This window comes from Amycolatopsis marina (genome assembly GCF_900111885.1).
GTDB lineage: Bacteria > Actinomycetota > Actinomycetes > Mycobacteriales > Pseudonocardiaceae > Amycolatopsis > Amycolatopsis marina.
Window position 1 is genome coordinate 1 of the sequence record NZ_FOKG01000027.1, and the last position, 17,765, is coordinate 17,765.

General features: G+C 66.7%; 17 protein-coding genes. 8 read left to right on the plus strand and 9 right to left on the minus strand.

The annotated features are described in order from the left end of the window. Positions 1–1,932: acetate--CoA ligase (gene acs, locus BM199_RS29115; RefSeq protein ID WP_143101933.1), on the plus strand; the 1,932-nt coding region annotated here is incomplete at its 5' end. A gap of 72 nt (positions 1,933–2,004) precedes the next feature. Here the strand turns inward: acs and BM199_RS29120 are convergent. Both BM199_RS29120 and BM199_RS29125 read right to left on the minus strand, forming a co-directional pair. Further along, a complete protein-coding gene (locus BM199_RS29120) occupies positions 2,005–2,814 on the minus strand; it encodes a choice-of-anchor P family protein (RefSeq protein WP_091678321.1) in 810 nt (269 codons plus the stop codon). Positions 2,815–2,931: 117 nt separating this feature from the next. Then, positions 2,932–3,738: a L,D-transpeptidase family protein gene (locus tag BM199_RS29125; RefSeq protein ID WP_091678322.1), complete on the minus strand. Its 807-nt coding sequence runs from the start codon at positions 3,736–3,738 to the stop codon at positions 2,932–2,934. A 588-nt stretch (positions 3,739–4,326) separates the two neighbouring features. On the opposite strand from BM199_RS29125, the gene BM199_RS29130 reads away from it, so the two are divergent. Then, positions 4,327–4,794: a DUF6319 family protein gene (locus BM199_RS29130; protein WP_091678324.1), complete on the plus strand. Its 468-nt coding sequence runs from the start codon at positions 4,327–4,329 to the stop codon at positions 4,792–4,794. A 57-nt stretch (positions 4,795–4,851) separates the two neighbouring features. On the opposite strand, the gene BM199_RS29135 is transcribed toward BM199_RS29130, so the two are convergent. Further along, positions 4,852–6,567: a hypothetical protein gene (locus BM199_RS29135; RefSeq protein WP_143101944.1), complete on the minus strand. Its 1,716-nt coding sequence runs from the start codon at positions 6,565–6,567 to the stop codon at positions 4,852–4,854. A gap of 204 nt (positions 6,568–6,771) precedes the next feature. Between BM199_RS29135 and BM199_RS29140 the strand changes: the two genes are divergently transcribed. Next, positions 6,772–7,506 carry a VIT1/CCC1 transporter family protein gene (locus tag BM199_RS29140; RefSeq protein ID WP_091678328.1) on the plus strand — a complete coding sequence of 245 codons (735 nt, stop codon included), beginning with the start codon at positions 6,772–6,774 and terminating at the stop codon, positions 7,504–7,506. A 3-nt stretch (positions 7,507–7,509) separates the two neighbouring features. On the opposite strand, the gene BM199_RS29145 is transcribed toward BM199_RS29140, so the two are convergent. Continuing rightward, positions 7,510–7,797, minus strand: a complete 288-nt coding sequence (locus BM199_RS29145; protein WP_091678330.1) for a hypothetical protein — start codon at positions 7,795–7,797, stop codon at positions 7,510–7,512. Positions 7,798–7,891: 94 nt separating this feature from the next. Next, positions 7,892–9,349 carry a peptide MFS transporter gene (locus tag BM199_RS29150; RefSeq protein WP_091678333.1) on the minus strand — a complete coding sequence of 486 codons (1,458 nt, stop codon included), beginning with the start codon at positions 9,347–9,349 and terminating at the stop codon, positions 7,892–7,894. Positions 9,350–9,759: 410 nt separating this feature from the next. Between BM199_RS29150 and nhaA the strand changes: the two genes are divergently transcribed. From nhaA to BM199_RS29165, 3 genes are all read left to right on the plus strand, one after another. Continuing rightward, complete coding sequence (gene nhaA, locus BM199_RS29155) at positions 9,760–10,968, plus strand: Na+/H+ antiporter NhaA (RefSeq protein WP_091678336.1); 1,209 nt, start codon at positions 9,760–9,762, stop codon at positions 10,966–10,968. Between the two features lie 193 nt (positions 10,969–11,161). Next, positions 11,162–11,683 carry a phage holin family protein gene (locus BM199_RS29160; protein ID WP_091678338.1) on the plus strand — a complete coding sequence of 174 codons (522 nt, stop codon included), beginning with the start codon at positions 11,162–11,164 and terminating at the stop codon, positions 11,681–11,683. A gap of 9 nt (positions 11,684–11,692) precedes the next feature. Continuing rightward, positions 11,693–12,661, plus strand: a complete 969-nt coding sequence (locus BM199_RS29165; RefSeq protein ID WP_091678341.1) for an alpha/beta fold hydrolase — start codon at positions 11,693–11,695, stop codon at positions 12,659–12,661. A 54-nt stretch (positions 12,662–12,715) separates the two neighbouring features. On the opposite strand, the gene BM199_RS29170 is transcribed toward BM199_RS29165, so the two are convergent. From BM199_RS29170 to nth, 4 genes are read right to left on the minus strand one after another with little or no spacing between them, the layout of a single operon-like run. Then, positions 12,716–13,900 carry a MarP family serine protease gene (locus BM199_RS29170; protein WP_091678343.1) on the minus strand — a complete coding sequence of 395 codons (1,185 nt, stop codon included), beginning with the start codon at positions 13,898–13,900 and terminating at the stop codon, positions 12,716–12,718. After that, positions 13,897–14,625: an NUDIX hydrolase gene (locus BM199_RS29175; protein ID WP_091678346.1), complete on the minus strand. Its 729-nt coding sequence runs from the start codon at positions 14,623–14,625 to the stop codon at positions 13,897–13,899. Before BM199_RS29175 ends, BM199_RS29170 begins: the two co-directional genes overlap by 4 nt. Next, entirely contained in the window at positions 14,622–15,230 is a 609-nt protein-coding gene (locus BM199_RS29180) for a TlpA family protein disulfide reductase (protein ID WP_091678349.1), read from the minus strand. The genes BM199_RS29175 and BM199_RS29180 overlap by 4 nt, the downstream gene beginning before the upstream one ends. Continuing rightward, the gene (gene nth, locus BM199_RS29185) at positions 15,227–16,027 is read right to left on the minus strand and encodes an endonuclease III (RefSeq protein ID WP_425425613.1); all 801 of its coding nucleotides are present in this window, start codon (positions 16,025–16,027) and stop codon (positions 15,227–15,229) included. Before nth ends, BM199_RS29180 begins: the two co-directional genes overlap by 4 nt. 296 nt (positions 16,028–16,323) lie before the next feature. Between nth and BM199_RS29190 the strand changes: the two genes are divergently transcribed. After that, complete coding sequence (locus BM199_RS29190; RefSeq protein WP_091678354.1) at positions 16,324–16,575, plus strand: hypothetical protein; 252 nt, start codon at positions 16,324–16,326, stop codon at positions 16,573–16,575. 221 nt (positions 16,576–16,796) lie between these two features. Continuing rightward, on the plus strand, positions 16,797–17,471 hold the full coding sequence (locus BM199_RS29195; RefSeq protein ID WP_091678356.1) for a Crp/Fnr family transcriptional regulator: 675 nt from the start codon (positions 16,797–16,799) through the stop codon (positions 17,469–17,471). Positions 17,472–17,765: the final 294 nt, after the last annotated feature.

Sequence of the window (17,765 nt, forward strand, 5' to 3'; positions counted from 1 at the left end):
GAAACCCGTTCTTTTGTGCCGTCTGCTGAGTTTGTGGCGGGGGCGAATGTGTCTGGGGAGTGGTATGAGCGGGCTGGGGTTGATCGTGAGGGGTTTTGGGCGGAGCAGGCGGGGCGGTTGTCGTGGGAGCGGGGGTGGGATCGGGTGTTGGACTGGTCCGGGGCTCCGGTGGCGCGGTGGTTTGTGGGTGGGTCGTTGAATGTGGCTTATAACTGTGTGGATCGGCATGTGGAGGCGGGGTTTGCCGATCAGGTCGCGATTCATTGGGTGGGGGAGCCGGGTGATCGGCGGGATCTGACGTATGGGCAGTTGCGGGTTGAGGTGTGCCGGGCGGCGAATGCGTTGGTGTCGTTGGGGGTGGGGTCGGGGGATCGGGTGGCGATTCAGTTGCCGATGATCCCGGAGGCGATTGTGGCGATGCTGGCGTGTGCGCGGATCGGGGCGTTGCACAGTGTGGTGTTCGGGGGGTTTTCCCCGGCGGCGTTGCGGTCGCGGGTCGATGATGCGGCCGCGAAGGTGGTGATCACCTCCGATGGGCAGTATCGGCGGGGTAAGGCGGCGCCGATGAAGGCCAATGTGGATGAGGCGTTGGCGGGGGCGGAGTCGGTGGAAACGGTGCTGGTGGTGCGCCGGACCGGGGATGAGGTGTCGTGGGTGCAGGGCCGGGATGTGTGGTGGCACGAGGTGGTCGAGGCCCAGTCGGACAGTCATACCGCGGAGGCGTTCGACGCGGAGCATCCGTTGTTCATCCTCTACACCTCGGGCACGACGGGGAAGCCGAAGGGGATCCTGCACACCTCGGGTGGGTATCTGACGCAGGCGGCCTACACCCATCATGCGGTGTTCGATCACCGGGCGGGCGAGGATGTGTACTGGTGCACCGCCGATATCGGGTGGGTGACCGGGCACACCTACATCGTGTACGGGCCGTTGGCGAACCGGGCCACGCAGGTGGTGTACGAGGGCACGCCGAACACCCCGCACGAGGGGCGGCACTGGGAGATCATCGCCGAGCACAAGGTGTCGATCTACTACACCGCGCCGACGCTGATCCGCACGTTCATGAAGTGGGGTGCCGACATCCCCGCCCGCTACGACCTGTCGTCGCTGCGGGTGCTGGGCAGTGTGGGTGAGCCGATCAACCCGGAGGCGTGGATGTGGTATCGCGAACACATCGGCGGTGAGCGGTGCCCGGTGGTGGACACCTGGTGGCAGACCGAGACCGGGGCGATCATGATCTCCCCGCTGCCCGGGGTCACCGCGGCCAAACCCGGTTCCGCGCAACGCGCCCTGCCCGGGATCTCCGCGAAAGTGGTCGACGACCAAGGGGTCGAAGTCCCCCCGGGCGGCGGCGGATACCTGGTGCTCGACGAGCCGTGGCCGGCGATGCTGCGCGGGATCTGGGGCGACGAGCAACGTTTCCGCGACACCTACTGGTCCCGCTTCGCCGAGCAGGGCTTCTACTTCGCCGGTGACGGCGCGAAATACGACGACGACGGCGACATCTGGCTGCTGGGCCGGGTCGATGACGTCATGAACATCTCCGGGCACCGCATCTCCACCACCGAGGTCGAATCCGCCCTCGTGTCCCACCCCGACGTCGCCGAAGCCGCCGTCGTCGGCGCCACCGACCCCACCACCGGACAAGGCATCGTCGCGTTCGTCATCCTCCGCGGCACCGCCACCGACCACGGCACCGACACCGCCACCACCCTGCGCAACCACGTCGCCACCGAGATCGGGCCCATCGCCAAACCCCGCCAAATCCTCGTCGTGCCCGAACTCCCCAAAACCCGCTCCGGCAAAATCATGCGCCGACTCCTCCGCGACATCGCCGAAAACCGCGAACCCGGCGACGTCACCACCCTCGCCGACACCACCGTCATGGACCACATCACCACCGGCCTCAACAAAAACACCACCGACGAATAACCCACCAAACACGACTGTGGCCTCCACCCTTCGCGGATGGAGGCCACAGTCGTCAGTGCGTGGCGAGACCGATCAGCCGGTCACGTCGAGGTGACCCGGCTGCGGGGTCGGAACCGGAGCCTTGCCGTTCTCGTCGGGACGGTCACCGGCACCGTTGTCGCCGCCACCGGGCTTGGTGGGCTCGGTCGGCTTCGTCGGCTCGGTCGGCTTTGTGGGCTCGGTCGGCTCGGTCGGCTCGGTCGGCTTCGTCGGCTCGGTCGGGCCACCGTTGCCGCCCTTGGCGCAGGTCGCGGACGCGATGTCCAGCGTCTGCTGTCCCTTGAGGACGTTCACCGAGATCGCGGTGACGGTGGTGGAACCGTCGTCGTTCTTGACCTGCTTGTTCAGCACGAGCTTCACCAGCGGGTCAAGGGGGATCGTGGTGTTCGGCGGAACCTGGTCGACCTTCAGTTCCTTCTTGCCGAACGACACACCGGCCAGGGTGGTGGAGGCCTTGCCGTCCTCGCACTCGACCTTGATCAGTTCGACCTTCAGCTTCGGCGTGCCACCGGTCAGCTTCGTCGTGAGCTCGGGAGCGCGGACGAGGTCGAGAGTGAGGTCGGCGACGCTCGCCTCGGCGGTACCGTCACCGGCCTTCGCGTTCAGCACACCGGCGTTGAGGACCGGGGCGTCCTTCGGCAGGGAGACGTCCACAAGCGACTCGTCGCCGGAACCGACGACGTGCGGGGTCTTGGGGATCGAAACCAGGCCGGTGGCCTCGATCGCATAGGCCGAGCTCTCGGTCTCGGCCGCGAGGGCCGAGGGAGCGAAAGCAACGCCGCCCACGAGCAGGGCCGACAGCGCGCCGGCACCAAGAGCAGCGGCAGATCTCTTTCTGGACAATGAACTCACCTTTCGGGGTTACACACACTCCGTCGCGCGGACGCGGTGGGCCGCAAGGACTGCGGTCCCGGAGATTTCGGTAGTGCGTGGGTTATCGGGGTGAAAACCGCAGGCACGTCACGTGATGTTGACGATTGTGCCAAGCGGGAGGTTGACGAGCTTGTCCAGTGCCTCCTGCGGCACTCGGATACACCCGTCACTGTTGGCCTTGCCGACGAAGCTGTCGTCCGGCCAGGTATGGATGCCCACCGTGCCGGGGCCGCCACCGAACGTCTCGTGCGAGTTCGAGTGGCTGCTCAACGGAAGCACGATCGGACTGTAGTCGTTCACGATCTCCTCGATGGAGGCGATGATGAACGCACGCCCCGTCGGGGTGGGATGTTCCTCGCTGCCGATACCGACGGTCCACTCGCCGATCTGCGTACCGTTCTCCAGGATCTCCAGGCTGAAGTCCGCGAGGCTCACGTTGACCACGAAATCGTTCTCGGCGGACTCGACCACGTCACCCGCGGTGTTGATCCAGCCGGACGCTCCGTTGGGCCTGGTGGGCAGGAGAATCTGTGCCCAGTCACCTTCGCGGGCGATGACCGGAACCCAGGTCGGCGACGCGATCTGCTTGACCGGCAGCATCGCGATGGGAGCACCGTCTACGGCATCGTGGACGGTGAGTTCCTTCTTGGGGTGGAGGACCTCACCGCCGGTTTCGCCCGCCGGCTGCGGATCGAGCGGAGCGTTCACCAACTTGCCCTCGGTGGTCGCCTGGGGCAGTGCCTCTTCCTGCGCGATCCCGGCGGGGGCGTCCGTCGCGGCATCCTCGCCGCCACCACCACATCCGGCGAGCAACGCAAGCAGGGTGACACTGGCCGCAGCGAGCAATCTTCCAGACCGGCGGCCGTGGCCCGGGGAAGTCGCACACCTCTTCATCAAATGACTGTCCTCGTGTCTGTATTCAGTGAACCTGAGCAAGAATGACGTAGAGTCACACCCTGTCGAACGCATGGTGACAGCCAAGGTGCATTTCAATTACCTGCGTTTCGGTATTGCGGTCGACAATAGTGCACACATAGTCACTCGCGTGACCTGCCATCCCCGTGTGGCAAGAAAAAACCGGACTACCTCGATGGGTTGTGAAACAGCACCGAAGGTTGTATCCCCACGCGAGAGACTCGACATTGTTAGCAGTGCGTCAACCTGACGATCAACCGCGCCCACTGTGGAACTGGCCCGAACGCAGGTCCCTCAACAGTGAAAACGCAGCGTTTCCCCTGCTCGCGCACTTTTTCCCAGTTCACTCTTTTGGGTGTATTAATGTAACGCGGCTTCTGTCCGAAACGGACTCATCGCAGACGTTACGGGCTGGCGACAATAGTGTCACGAAACACAGGGTCACGCACCCCTGTCGCTCAGGACGCACGGTTCCGACAGTAACCCCCTCCGCCGCGTCGACCTCGAACGTCTGTTCTATGCTGTGTGCGCCGTAGCCGGACCACACCACAGGGAGATCGTCTCCGCATGAGCCTGGACACCGCGATGACAGAGCACGACCAAGCCGCCCCGGACACGAAGGCGACGGATTCCACCACCGAGCAGACCGCAGCCGCCACAGGGGAAGACGCGGGTCAGGAGGGCACGCCGCACGGTGAGGAGCCGACCGCGGCCGAGCCGGCCAAGTCCAAGCGGGGTCGTCCGAAGGCCACCAGCGCCAAGAAGACCCGCACGGTCGAACTCACCCTCACCGTGACCGGCACCGCCGACGGCGAGTGGCAGGCAGAACTGAAGCACGGCAGCAAATGGGTCGCACGCGGCCTCGACATTCCCGCGGCCGCCGTGTCCCGGGCAGCGAAGGAACTCCACGTGGACCTGTCCGGACCGATCGACGACGTCATCAATGCCGCCCGCGAGCAGCAACAGGCCAAGGTCGCACAGCTCGAAGCCGAACTCCAGCAGGCGAAGCAGGCCCTCGCCGAACTGGAAAGCTGACCACTCCCCCGCCGGGACGGGTACCGACGCGGTCGGCATCCGTCCCGGCAGTTTCAGCTACCTGGCGGGAACCGTCGGCAGCTCTCCCGGCCTGAGTCTGGCCCCGCAATGTCCCAATGGAGCGGACGCCGCTGCTGCCTCGATCGCGGGCACCTGATTTTTCGCGTAGGCAAGTAGTTCCTCGAGTACCAACGGATTGGGCACGGCGTCCCTGCGCACGCGGTCGACCCCCTTCTTGTCCAGAGACCGAATTTCCACGTAGTCCCGGTCGAACCGGGGGTCCGCCACGATGCTGCCGCCCCAGGCACCGTGAGCGTGAACGAACGTCGGCCGTACCTCCTCGAAGACGTAGTCGTTGAGTTCCGCCCACTGCTGGTCCGCCCAGAACTCCGCCATACGCGGTTCGGTGAGGCCGGCCATGTCCACGACGCGCAACCGGCTCGTCAGGGCGGCTCCGCCGACGTCGGGCAGCAGCAACGATCCCTGATCAACCCCCGCGATGTCCGCGTAGGCGTTGAAGATGCGCCCCCACCGCTCGGCGACGACACACGTGGGCACCGTCGGCGCCTCCCGGAACTTCTCCGAAGCAGCGGCGAACAGGTTGCCGGACAGGATGAAGACAACGACCAGACCCGCACTGAGCACCACCCTCCCGCGCACGCCGCTGTGCCGCAGCACGGCACCGGCCGCCAACGTTCCGGCCAGTGCGCCGAGCGCCCACACCGGTGTCGCGAACCGTTGCTGTCCCATCCAGTCGGGCTTGAGCACGGCGAACGCGACCACGGCCAGCGTCAGGGTCACCAGTAGCGGAATCATGCCCGCACGGAGTCGAGATGGCCGCAGCAGCACCATGCCCACCAGCACGGCGAACGCGATCCCCGCGGGCGCCCCCACATACTGGAGCAGCTCGTCGCTCCTGCTGAGGTCGGTGAACTCGGGCAGCTCCTGGTTCTTGGCGAGCGCGGGCAGCGACAGCAGCTTGCCGAATTCCAGGTACCGCCAGGTGAAGTAGGCCCCGACCGGAGCCGCGAAGGCAGCTGCGGACAGCAACGTCGACCGGATGCTCGTGCCGAGGTTCGCCCTGTCCACGAACAGCAGCACGACGAGTGGATACGCCGCGACATAGATGAGACCGTCCGGCCTGGTCAACGCGGCAAGCGCGGCAAGCGCACCCGCGATGAGCGCTGTCCGGCCGTCGAGGAATCGTTCGTCAACGGCGGCCCGGAACATCACGACGGCCAGCCAGGTCACGGCCAGCGCGAAAAGAGAGTTCTCCAGGCCGGAGAAACACCAGATGACAAAGGAGGGATTGGCCGCCATGAGCGCACCTGACACCAACGCCGTGAGCCCTGCCCAGCGCGTGACCTTCCTGGCGGCGTAGTAGCAGGCAAGGACGATTCCGGCACAACAGATCAGGGCAAGTGCCTTCGGGAAGAGCACATAGTCGGGGACCCCCAGGATCGTCCCGTGATCGAACAGCCCGATGAGCCGCCCCAGGACGAGCAACAGAAACCAGGAAGGGTTGGAGAATCCCTCGCTCGGATCAGCTCCCGGTTGCAGGGCAACACCGTGCCCTTCGGCGACGGTTCGGGCATAGGCGAAGGTGATCGCGGCGTCGTCGATGATCCAGTTGCCGAACCTGCTGCCGTGCCAACCGATCAACGCCGTGCCCCCGAGGACTCCGACCAGTGCGTACCCCCAACTCGGCCAGTGCCGAGCAGGAGCGGCGGATTTGGTTGCCGGTTGCTGCGCGGAAGGCTTTGTCGACAACATGGGCGAAACGGTACACAGATGTGATGCGCTGGGGCGGTCAGGACACGTCGGAAATCCCACGATCGGCGGACGTGACCTCTGCCGAATTCGGGAAAGCATTTCAGGGAAGGCTTCGCTAATTGAGGTTCGCCTTTCCTTCAATTTCTTATTCGTTTCTGCCGCGACATCCCACGCGATTCGTGTTTCACTGTTCTCGTGGGAGAAATGGGCAAGCTGGAACAGGAAGCGGCTGCACACCGCGGCGAGGAACACGATCCCCACAGCGGACTCGGCACTCGGCTGAACTGGTTACGTGCGGGCGTACTCGGCGCGAACGACGGCATTGTGTCGGTTGCGGGGCTGGTTGTAGGGGTCGCGGGAGCGACCACCGACAGCTTCGTGATTCTCACCGCGGGAGTGGCGGGACTGGTCGCGGGCGCATTGTCGATGGCAGGCGGCGAGTACGTATCGGTGAGCACGCAACGGGACACCGAACGGGCAATGCTGCGACTGGAAAAGCAAGAGCTGACCACGATGCCCGAGGCCGAGGAACGCGAACTGGCCGAAATCTACGAGAAAAAGGGCCTCTCACGCGAACTGGCCATGCAGGTGGCGCGGGAGTTCTCGGAGAAGGACGCGCTGCGGGCACACGCCGAGGCCGAGTTGCGGATCGATCCGGACGAGTTGACGAGCCCGTGGCAGGCGGCCTGGGCCTCACTGGTGGCCTTCTCCGTCGGAGCCCTGCTCCCTTTGCTGGCGATCGCCCTGCCGCCCGTTTCCGTCCGAGTCTGGGCCTGCGCGCTCGCCGTCGTGCTGGGACTGGCACTGACCGGACTGATCAGCGCGAAACTCGGCAGTGCCGGACCGGTTCGGGCGATCGCGCGCAACGTCGGTGTCGGCAGCTTGACGATGCTGGTCACGTACTACGTGGGCCTGCTGTTCGGGGTCACGCTGGGGTGAGTGTCACTGCGGTTCGGACCATCCCGTCGGCTCCTGTCCTCTCTGCTCGGCCCTTCGCCGGGCGAACTGCGTGTACGCCCAGGCGGCACCGCCGACGACGGCCAGCGCCCCGCCTTCGATCAGCAACCATCCGGTGTTCGCCGGATCGCTCTCCTGACCGTCCGGGGCCAGTCCCGTCGCCGGTTCGACAACAGTGTCCACCGGACTGTCGTCCATCAGCGTGATGAGCCCGCCGACCAGCAGTGCGACGCCGACGATCACGGTCAGCACGGCATAGAACCGATTCCTCATCGTCCCTCCCCACCGGGTGCCACCGGAACGATGATGACATTTCCGTGCGCGCACGGCATCCGTTCGCACACTCTGCGTTGCACCCGGGGGGGTGTCAGCGCACGCCCTCCATGAGCTTGCGGATGAACGGACTTGCTATCGCGAGCAGGACGCCGATCCCGATCGCCACCGAGCCGACGATGGCGAAGTAGGGCACCTCGTTGGCCGGGTCGTAGTACTTCGCGAGCGCGCCCGCGGTGGAGGTGCCGAGCGCGATCGAGAGGAAGTTCAGCGCGACCATCTGTGTGCGGAATGCCTCGGGAGCGAGTTTCGTCGACAGCGAGAGACCGACCGGGGACAGGAGCAGCTCGGCGATGGTGAACACGAGCAGGATCCCGACCAGCGCCAGCAGCGGAACCGAGTTCGGGCCACTGCCGGTCAACGGCAGGAACAGCAGAAACGCGATCCCCATGACGCCGGTGCCGAGAGCGAACTTGATGGGCGTCGAAGGCTGTCTAGAGCCGAGCTTCGTCCAGATGGTGGCGAAGACACCGGCCAGCAGGATGATGAAGACCGGGTTCACCGAGTTCGCCCACGGGATCGGCATCTGCCAGCCGAACAGGTCACGGTTCAGCCGTTCGTCGATGTAGATCACCACGACGGTGAACTGCTGCTGGAAGAGCGAGAAGAAGGCGAAGCTGGCAATGAACATCGGGATGAAGGCGACGACCCGCCGCCGCTCGACCCTGGTGACCTTCTTGCTGGTCAGGATGACCGTGAAGTACGCGATCGCCGCCAGTGCGACGATCACCACCGTGACATTGGCCAGGTTGGCCGCGGTCACGAGCCCGGAGATCACGACCACGGCGATCAGCACCAGCACGACCGCGCCGATCAGCGCGGCCTTGACCCGTTTGTCGGGTGGGAGCGGGTTGGCCACCACGCCGGTCACTGGCGGGAGGTTCTTACGACCGATCGTGTACTGGATGAGCCCGGCGGCCATCCCGATCGCGGCGAGCCCGAAACCGTAGTGGAAGCCCATCTCCTGCTGCACGAGACCGGTCAGGATCTGACCGATGAAGGCGCCGAGGTTGATGCCGAGGTAGAAGATGGTGAAACCGGCGTCCCGGCGCTGGTCCTTCTCCTCGTAGAGGGCCCCGACCATGGAGGTCGCGTTCGCCTTGAGGCCACCGCTACCGAGACCGACAGCGGTGAGACCGATCGCGACACCGGCGAGACCGGGCACCAGCGCGAGGCTGATGTGTCCGAGCATGATGAGCACGGCGCTGTAGAACAGCGTTCGCTCGGAGCCCAGCAATCGGTCGGCGATCCACGAGCCCGCGATCGTCGACAGGTAGACCAGGCCCCCGTAGGCGCCGACGACACTGGTGGCACTTGCTTCCGGCAGACCCAGCCCGCCGTCGGCGATCTCGAAGTAGAGGTAGATCGCCAGGATGCCCTGCATCCCGTAGAAGGAGAAGCGCTCCCACATCTCGACGCCGAAGAGATTCGCGAGCCCTCGTGGGTGCCCGAAAAATCCCTTGTCGCGTGTGACCTCTTTTGAGGTACTCAAAACCCGACCGTCCTTGTGGTCTAGACAGCGTTGCCGTCCCGCATGGTAGGACCGTCCACAACTGACGCAGTAGGGCCCATGGTTGTGAGAGTGTGTCTGGTCGCGTGGTCATGGTGCTCCGTGGAACGCGGCCGACGAAGTCCCGCTGTCGAGGCGGCAGGGCGTCGAGCAGCGGAGCGGGACTGTCCCTGGAAGTCAGCGCCCTGGCGAGTCGAGATCGCGGACCCGAGTTCTCAGACAGACACTGAGACAGGTTCCGTCCGTTTTGTCTTGAGCGGACACCGGCAAGCAGGAGTGGGTGATCACACGATCGACCCACAGGGCCAGCTACGACCGCTAGGATTCCGTCAAGGTGCGCCGGGAAGTCTGGTCGGCAAGAGTGTTGTCGACCGCAAGTTTGGAGATCGCCTGTGACTTCACCGGTACCACGCCGGCCCACCCAGACCGTGGCCGAGTTCGCCCGTTACCTGCGGACGGAGACCACAGGCGGGCTAATTCTGCTCGCCGCAACCGCGATAGCTCTGATCTGGGCGAACTCACCGATCGGCGATGTGTACCGGACGATCCGCGACTTCGAACTCGGTCCCGAGCTGTTCCATCTGAACCTCACCATCGGGGAATGGGCCAAGGACGGTCTGCTCGCCATCTTCTTCTTCGTCGTCGGGCTCGAGCTCAAGCGCGAACTCGTGGTGGGCGAGCTCTCCAAGATCAAGCAGGCGGCGCTGCCGATCGTCGGGGCCATCGGCGGCATGCTGATCCCCGCAGCTCTGGCGCTCTCGATCGCCTGGGGCGAGCCCGGGATCGACAAGGCGTGGGCCATTCCGGTCGCCACGGACATCGCCTTCGCGCTCGGCGTGCTGGCCCTGACCGGTTCGAACCTGCCCAGCTCCGCCCGGGTGTTCCTGCTTTCCCTCGCGGTTGTGGACGATCTCGGCGCGATCATCGTGATCGCCGTGCTCTTCACGGCGAGTTTCGACCTGGTCGCCGGAGCGATCGCACTGGTCGCGCTGGCGCTGTACGCGTTCCTGCAGCACAAGCGGGTGCGAACCCCCTGGCTGTACGTGCCGCTGGCACTGATCACCTGGATCGCCGTGCACTCAGCTGGCATTCACGCGACGATCGCCGGGGTGGCGCTGGGCCTGCTGACCCGCGTCCATGCCGACAAGGACGAGGAGCACGCACCCGCGGTCCGGTTGGAGCACCGGCTGCAGCCGTGGTCCGCCGGATTTGCGGTGCCGGTGTTCGCGCTGTTCGCCGCGGGCATCGAGGTCAGTGGTGAGTCGATGACAGAGGTGTTCACCACCAAGCTGCCGCTGGCGATCATGGCCGGCCTGCTCGCCGGCAAGTTGCTCGGCATCTTCGGGTTCAGTTTCCTCGCGGTGAAGCTGCGCATCGCGGACAAGCCCAAGGACGTCCAGTGGCGAGATATCGCGGCCCTCTCGGTACTCGGCGGGGTCGGGTTCACGGTGAGTCTGCTGATCACCGAGCTGTCCCTCGACGGCGAGGCGACAGAACTCGCGAAGGCAGCGGTCCTGCTGGCATCGGCGGCGGCGTCGCTACTGGCCGCGGCGATGCTGATCCGCCGGAGCAAGGCGCACGCTCACGAGGGCACGGACTGAACCCGCGGAGGCGGCTGCACGCGGAGCGAGGAACGAGCGAGGCCGATCCAACACCGCCGGAGCAAGGCGCACGCCCACGAGGGCACGGACTGAACCCGCGGAGGCGCTGCGCTCGCGGTGACTTGCGGCAGTTCTTCGGCTCGGCGGGCGCGCCCGCCGAGCCCCGGTGAGTCGGTCATGGCACGATGAGCCCGTGAGCAGCCCCAAGCACCAACTCAACGATCATGACGGCGTGGGGTCCGTGCCCTACATCCCGCTGTCGCAGCCGGACGACACTGGCGGTGACCAGTCGATCGGCGCGCTCGTCAAGGACGCGACGCAGCACCTGTCAACGCTGGTCAGGGCCGAGGTCGAGCTCGCCAAATCCGAGGTCGTCGGCGAGGCGAAGAAGGCTGTCAAGGGCAGCGTCTTCTTCATCATCGCCCTCGTCGTGGCGCTCTACAGCTCCTTCTTCTTCTTTTTCTTCCTCGGTGAACTGCTGTCCGAGTGGCTCCAGCGCTGGGCGGCGTTCGGCATCGTGTTCGCACTGATGCTCGTCGTCGCGGCCGTGTTCGGCCTGCTCGGCTATAAGAGGTTCAAAAAGATCAAGGCACCGGAGCGCACCATCGACAGTTTCCGGGACACGGCCGCCGCGCTGAAACCCCGCAGGGAGACCGAGGAGCACTTCCCGGAACTCCGGGACACGGCCCAGGCGCCCGGTTCCGTCCGGGGCTGACTGTCACACGTGGCAGCACCCGACCCGTCCAGTGTCCGGATCGAGGGTCCCTGGACACATCGCGACGTGTCCGCCAACGGCATCCGGCTCCATGTCACCGAGGCAGGCTCGGGCCCGCTGGTGGTGCTGCTGCATGGATTCGGCGGCTTCTGGTGGTGCTGGCGGCGTCAGTTGCTTCTACTCGCCGAGGCCGGGTTCCGCACGGTGGCAGTCGACCTGCGCGGGTACGGGGACTCGGACAAACCGCCGCGTGGATACGACGCCTGGACGTTGTCCGGTGACGTCGCGGGTCTGGTTCGCGCGCTCGGTGAGCCGCGTGCGCACCTGATCGGCCACGCCTGGGGCGGGATGCTCGCCTGGACGACTGCCGCACTGCATCCGAGGGTCGTCAGCTCGGTGAGTGTGCTCGGCGGAGCCCATCCGCTGGCCCTGCGCACCGCGATCGCGCGCACCGCGCTACACAGGCGAAAGACGAACCAGGCCAGAGCCCTCGGCCACCTGTTCCGGTTCCAGGTTCCGATGGCGCCGGAACGCGCACTGGTTCGCGCCGAAGCCGAAGCCGTCGAGTCCATGCTTCGCGACGCAGCCGGCTCGGGTTGGCAAGGCACTCCGGACTTCGTCGACACAGCCGCGAAGCTACGACAGGCGATGCTCGTCCCCGGCGTGGCGCACAGCGCGCTGGAGTACTACCGGTGGGCGTTCCGTGCCCAGTTCCGTGGCGAGGGAAGGCGGTTCGTCGACGCCGTCGACACCCGCGTGAAAGTGCCCGTCCTGCAACTGCACGGCACCGACGACCCGGTCCTGCTCCACGGGACCGCACTGGCCTCGGCTCCGTGGACAGGCCCGCGTTCGCGGTTCGAGTCCCTCGCCGGCGTCGGCCACTTCCCGCACCTGGAGTCTCCCGACGACACGGGTGCCGCGCTGCTGGGTTTCCTGCACTCGGTGCCGCGAGATGGCGGTACTCAGCGACGTTGTTGATCTTGCTTGGTGGTACTTGCAGGCCCACCAAGCCCTGGTGGTGCGGAGGCACGATCAGGTGGTGCAGGGGCCGGTGCCTACTCGGGAACCCCAGCCGGGTGCGGCCTGGATCTCCGGCCGGACCTCATCGGCGGTCAGGACGAACCCGGTGTCGCGATCCTCCACCGAAGCACCGAAGACCACACCGATCACCCGTCCCTGTGGATCCACGATCGGGCCGCCGGAGTTTCCGCTGCGGACCTGACCCCGCACGGTGAACACATCCCGTTCGACAGTCTTCGAGTCGTAGATGTCGGGCCCACGCAGATTCACCCTGGCCCGTACCCGCGCCGCTGTTGCCGTGTACGGACCGTCGAGCGGGTAGCCGAGCACGATGGCGTCATCGCCTGCCTGTGCCGAGCTGGGCGCAAGACGCAATGTCGGCGCCTCGAGACCGGGGACCGCGAGCACCGCGACGTCGGTGTCCGGGTCATAGTGCACGACCCGGGCGGCCAGCCTGCCCTGCGGCGTTTCCACGGCGACATCCTCGGTGCCCGCCACCACGTGCGCGTTGGTCATCACGCGCTGGGGCGCGACGACGAATCCGCTGCCCTCCAGTGACCGGGAGCACGACGGCGCGGTGCCCCGGATCTTCAGCACACTGTCCTGCAGTTCGCGGACGGTGGACGTGGCCTGCAGTCCCGGGTCGGGCGGCTCGATCTCACTGATCGGGGCGCGCTCGAACGGGTTGACGATCGAGGGAAAGCCTGATTCGTCGAGCAGCTTCCGCAGCTGGTTGGGCAGGCCCTGTGCCTGTGCGGGCATGACCTCGTTGACGCCACCGAGCACCGAGGAGTTGTTGATCGCGGAAGCAAGACCGGGCAACCCCGCCACGCTCGTCAGCGGCAGTGCGATCAGCCACGCGACCACGAACACCACAGCGCCCTGCACGACGGCACCGAGCGTGTTGTCCACGCCGGACAGTTTCGGCGAGCGGATCCGGCGCTTGATCTTGTTCCCGGTCCACACCCCGAGCGTCTCGCCGAGGGCCACCAGGAACACCACCGTGGCCACGGCGAACGCCACCCTGGCCGCGGGGTTCTGGAACAGGTCCACCACGAGCGGGGCGAGCTTGATACCGACGACAGCGCCGAGAATCACACCGAGGAAGGCAGGCAGCGCGATCACGACGCCCTGCCTCGCTCCGGAGAGGGCGGCGAGCACCGCGAGCAGCACCACCAGGATGTCGACCCAGTTCACTCCGGCTCCCTATCGTGCCGCCCGGCCACGCCCGACGTCAGCGACGCCGTTCGCGCCGCGTGTTCGGCCAACGCTACGTCAAGCTCCCGCACATCCGACTGGTCCCACTCCCGCTCCCATCCGCCGAGGCCGAGCAACACCGAGAGCAGCCCCGCGGTGAACCCCCAGACGAACAGGCCGCCGACCTCGAAGGCAGGCCCCTGCCAGCCCATGTCACCCCGCCGAACCTGGAACCGGTTCGCCGGGTCGACCAGTTCGGCGACGGGGACCCTGGCGACGGCTGCCGTCTCCCCCGGGTCCACGGCGTGCACAGGGGAGGACACCTTCCAGTGCGCCAGCACCGGCGTCACCGCGAATCCGGAGACCGGGACGTAAAGCTCGGGCAGCAACGCGACGGGACGCACCCCGGACGGGTCGACGCCGGTCTCCTCCTCCGCCTCACGCACGGCGGTCGCGACCGGCCCGTCGTCGGCCTCGTCGGTTGCACCTCCGGGAAAGGCCACCTGCCCGGCGTGCGAGCCGAGCGTCTCGGCTCGGCGTAGCAGCAGCACGTCGGGGCCCTGCTCGTCCTCGCCGAACAGCACCAGGACGGCGGCAGGCCGCGTGACCGCGCCCGCGGGCGGGCTGAACCGGGTGAACGTCCGGTGGTCAAGCTCGTCGGCGACCTCGACCAGGCCGCGCAGCCACTCGGGCACCGTGCCCGCAGGCGCCAGTCGTCCGGTCACGCGGTACCTCCGTACCTCTCGACGGCCGCGCGGACCGACCGCACGTCGGTGAGCAGACGCGGGTCCTCAATGAACCGCACCTCTCCCGACGCGGTCACGAGGTACGACGCGGGCAGTGCCTGAGGCACCTTCAGCGCCGTACGGATCGGGCCGTAGTCACCGGTGTCGTACACGGCGGGAAGACGCACGTCGAGGTCCCGCAGCAGCTCGAGACCGGCACGGCGGCCACTCGCGACCTGCACTGTGAGTACGTCCACCGAATCCGGCAGCGCGGCGTACTCCTGCAGCACGGGCAACTCCTCCCGGCACGGTTGACACCAGGTCGCCCAGAAATTCACCAGCGTGGTGCGTCCGCCCAGCGCGCTTCCGAGCGCGACCTCGGTCCCGTCACCGAGACAGGTCGCCGTGACATCGCGGAGCTGGGGGACCGCCTGGCCGCCCTGTGCGGGCGCAGGACACGGAGCGAGACGGGCTTCGGCCCGAAGTCCGCCCAGGTCCTCCTCGGGGCCCGCTGGCGCAGGATCCTCGCCTCTTGGCAACAGGGCGACGATGAGCGCGAGGACCAGCACACCCAGCCCGAGGGCCCAGCTCGTCGCCCTGGTCACGCGTCTGCCACCAGCGCGAGCAGGTGTTCCCGCTCCGGCCCTTTGACCAGCTTGGCAGCCTCGTCGAATTCGGTGGGGCCGGCGCCGAACGCCGGGCAGTCGCGGGCGAGCGGACAGGCACCGCAAGCCGGTTTACGCGCGTGACAGACCCGGCGGCCGTGGAAGATCACCCGGTGCGAGAGCATCGTCCACTCCTTGCGCGGAATCAGCTCGCCGACCGCCTGCTCGACCTTGACCGGATCCTCCAGATCGGTCCACCCCCACCTGCGCACCAGCCTGCCGAAGTGGGTGTCGACGGTGATTCCCGGCACATCGAAGGCGTTGCCGAGCACGACGTTCGCGGTCTTGCGGCCCACCCCCGGAAGGGTGACGAGGTCGTTCAGCTTGGCCGGTACCTCGCCGTCGAACCGCTCCACCAGTGCGGCGCCGAGTCCCATCAGAGCGGACGCCTTGTTCCGGTAGAAGCCGGTCGGCCGGATCAGCTCCTCCAGTTCCGCCCGCTGCGCCCCCGCATAGTCCGTGGCGGTCGGATACCTGCTGAACAGGGCAGGTGTCACCTCATTGACGCGCTTGTCAGTGCACTGGGCCGAGAGCACCACGGCGACGATCAGCTCCAGTGGTGTGCGGAAGTCGAGTTCGCAGTGCGCGTCCGGGTACGCCTCGTCGAGGCGTCGCTTCATGCGCCGGGCGCGCCTGACCAACGCAAGACGGCTTTCCCCAGCGTCACCCTTCCGGGGGACCCGGGCAGCTCGGGAAGTGTTGCCCTTTCGGGGGGCGTTACGGGCGACAGATGACACCCCGCTAGCCTACGGGCGACGTCCGACCCTTCGGCGAAGCACTCCTCGCCGTTGAGCCGCACGTGGGCATCTGCCGGTGCCCGGGGCCGCTGCGCAGCGCGAAATGCGTCCGCAGCGACACGCCACAACGAACCTTGGCGCAAAAGATCGAGCGCCATCAGCGAGGATCTGGAGTCGATGAGGCTGACGCCACACGCAATGCCGGGATCGAAGCAGGCGATACCGGCCGTGTCGGTCGGACTGGTCAAGTCGGCCGCGCACCACGCTGGTGTCGATGCGGACGCGACGGGAGCGAAATGACTGTCTGGTTCGTGATCGCCGTTCCACTTGTGATCATGTTCTTCGCGCTGGCGATGGAGCGCGTGGAACACCGCCTCAGCAACGTCACGGTGCGTGAGGAAGAGGTCGAGGAGTTCCTTGAGCAGGCGCAGCCGAACGAGGTCAGGGCGCTGTACGGCCACGGAATCGGCCGGGCGCTCGAACTGTTCAGGCTCCGCAGGCTCGGCGGAAGGGCAGCCAAGCTACGCCCCCGTAAGGCGCGGGGTTAGGCTCCTCCGTCGGGCGTGTTCACCGCGGACCCGCACTGAACAGGCGGTATCCGCGAGAATGCGTTCGGTGAGTTGTAGCGTCACCCGCCCGGGCGGGATTGCCAACGCTACGGCGAGCCAGCAAAGCGCCATTCCCGGCACGCCCTAGACTGCACGTAGTGACCGGCGACACGCTCCTCCGCCCGAGGATCGCGGCTCGCCACACAATGAGGAGGCACGAGGTGGACGAGACCCTGGCCCGGGCGGGCATCTTTCAGGGTGTGGAACCGGCAGCAGCCGAGGCGCTCGCGCAGACCTTGGAGGCTGTGGAGTTCCCCCGGGGCCACGTGATCTTCAACGAAGGCGAGCCCGGCGACAAGCTGTACATCATCCAGTCCGGCAAGGTGAAGATCGGCCGCAAGTCCCCGGACGGCAGGGAGAACCTGCTCGGGATCTTCGGTCCGTCGGACATGTTCGGCGAGCTGTCGATCTTCGACCCTGGACCCCGCACATCCAGCGCGACAACGGTGACCGAGGTCCGTGCCGTGACGATGGACCGCGCCGCGCTCCGGCAGTGGATCTCCACACGGCCGGAGATCGCGGAGCAACTGCTCCGTGTGGTGGCACGTCGCCTGCGCCGGACCAACAACATGGTCGCCGAACTGATCTTCACCGATGTTCCAGGCCGGGTGGCCAGGGCGCTGCTGCAGCTCGCACAGCGGTTCGGCAGCCAGGAGGCCGGCCTGCTTCGGGTCACGCATGACCTGACCCAGGAGGAGATCGCCCAGTTCGTCGGCGCTTCACGCGAGACCGTCAACAAGGCGCTCGCCGACTTCGCGCACCGTGGCTGGTTGCGCCTGGAAGGCAAGAGTGTCCTGATCCTGGACCCGGAACGGCTGGCTCGCAGGGCGCGGTAGTACCGCGCGGCTGGGCTCGCACAGTCACCCGGCTGTGCGAGCCTGAGCACAGCTGTCTACGCATGACAAAGGGCCGGGCGCCACCCCCGACGTGGCGCACCGGCCCTTTGCCGTGCGCGGACCATCCCCCGACAGTCCGCGCTCCCCGCCCTCCGGTATTAGGCCCCGACCCGATCTCCGGAGGGAGATTGCGTTCGATCCAGCGATGTTCGATCGACCAAAGTTGAACCTGCTGATTCAACCATCGCACGACCCCTACCCACTAACTCAAGGTCGTTCACCCTCAAGGACGCT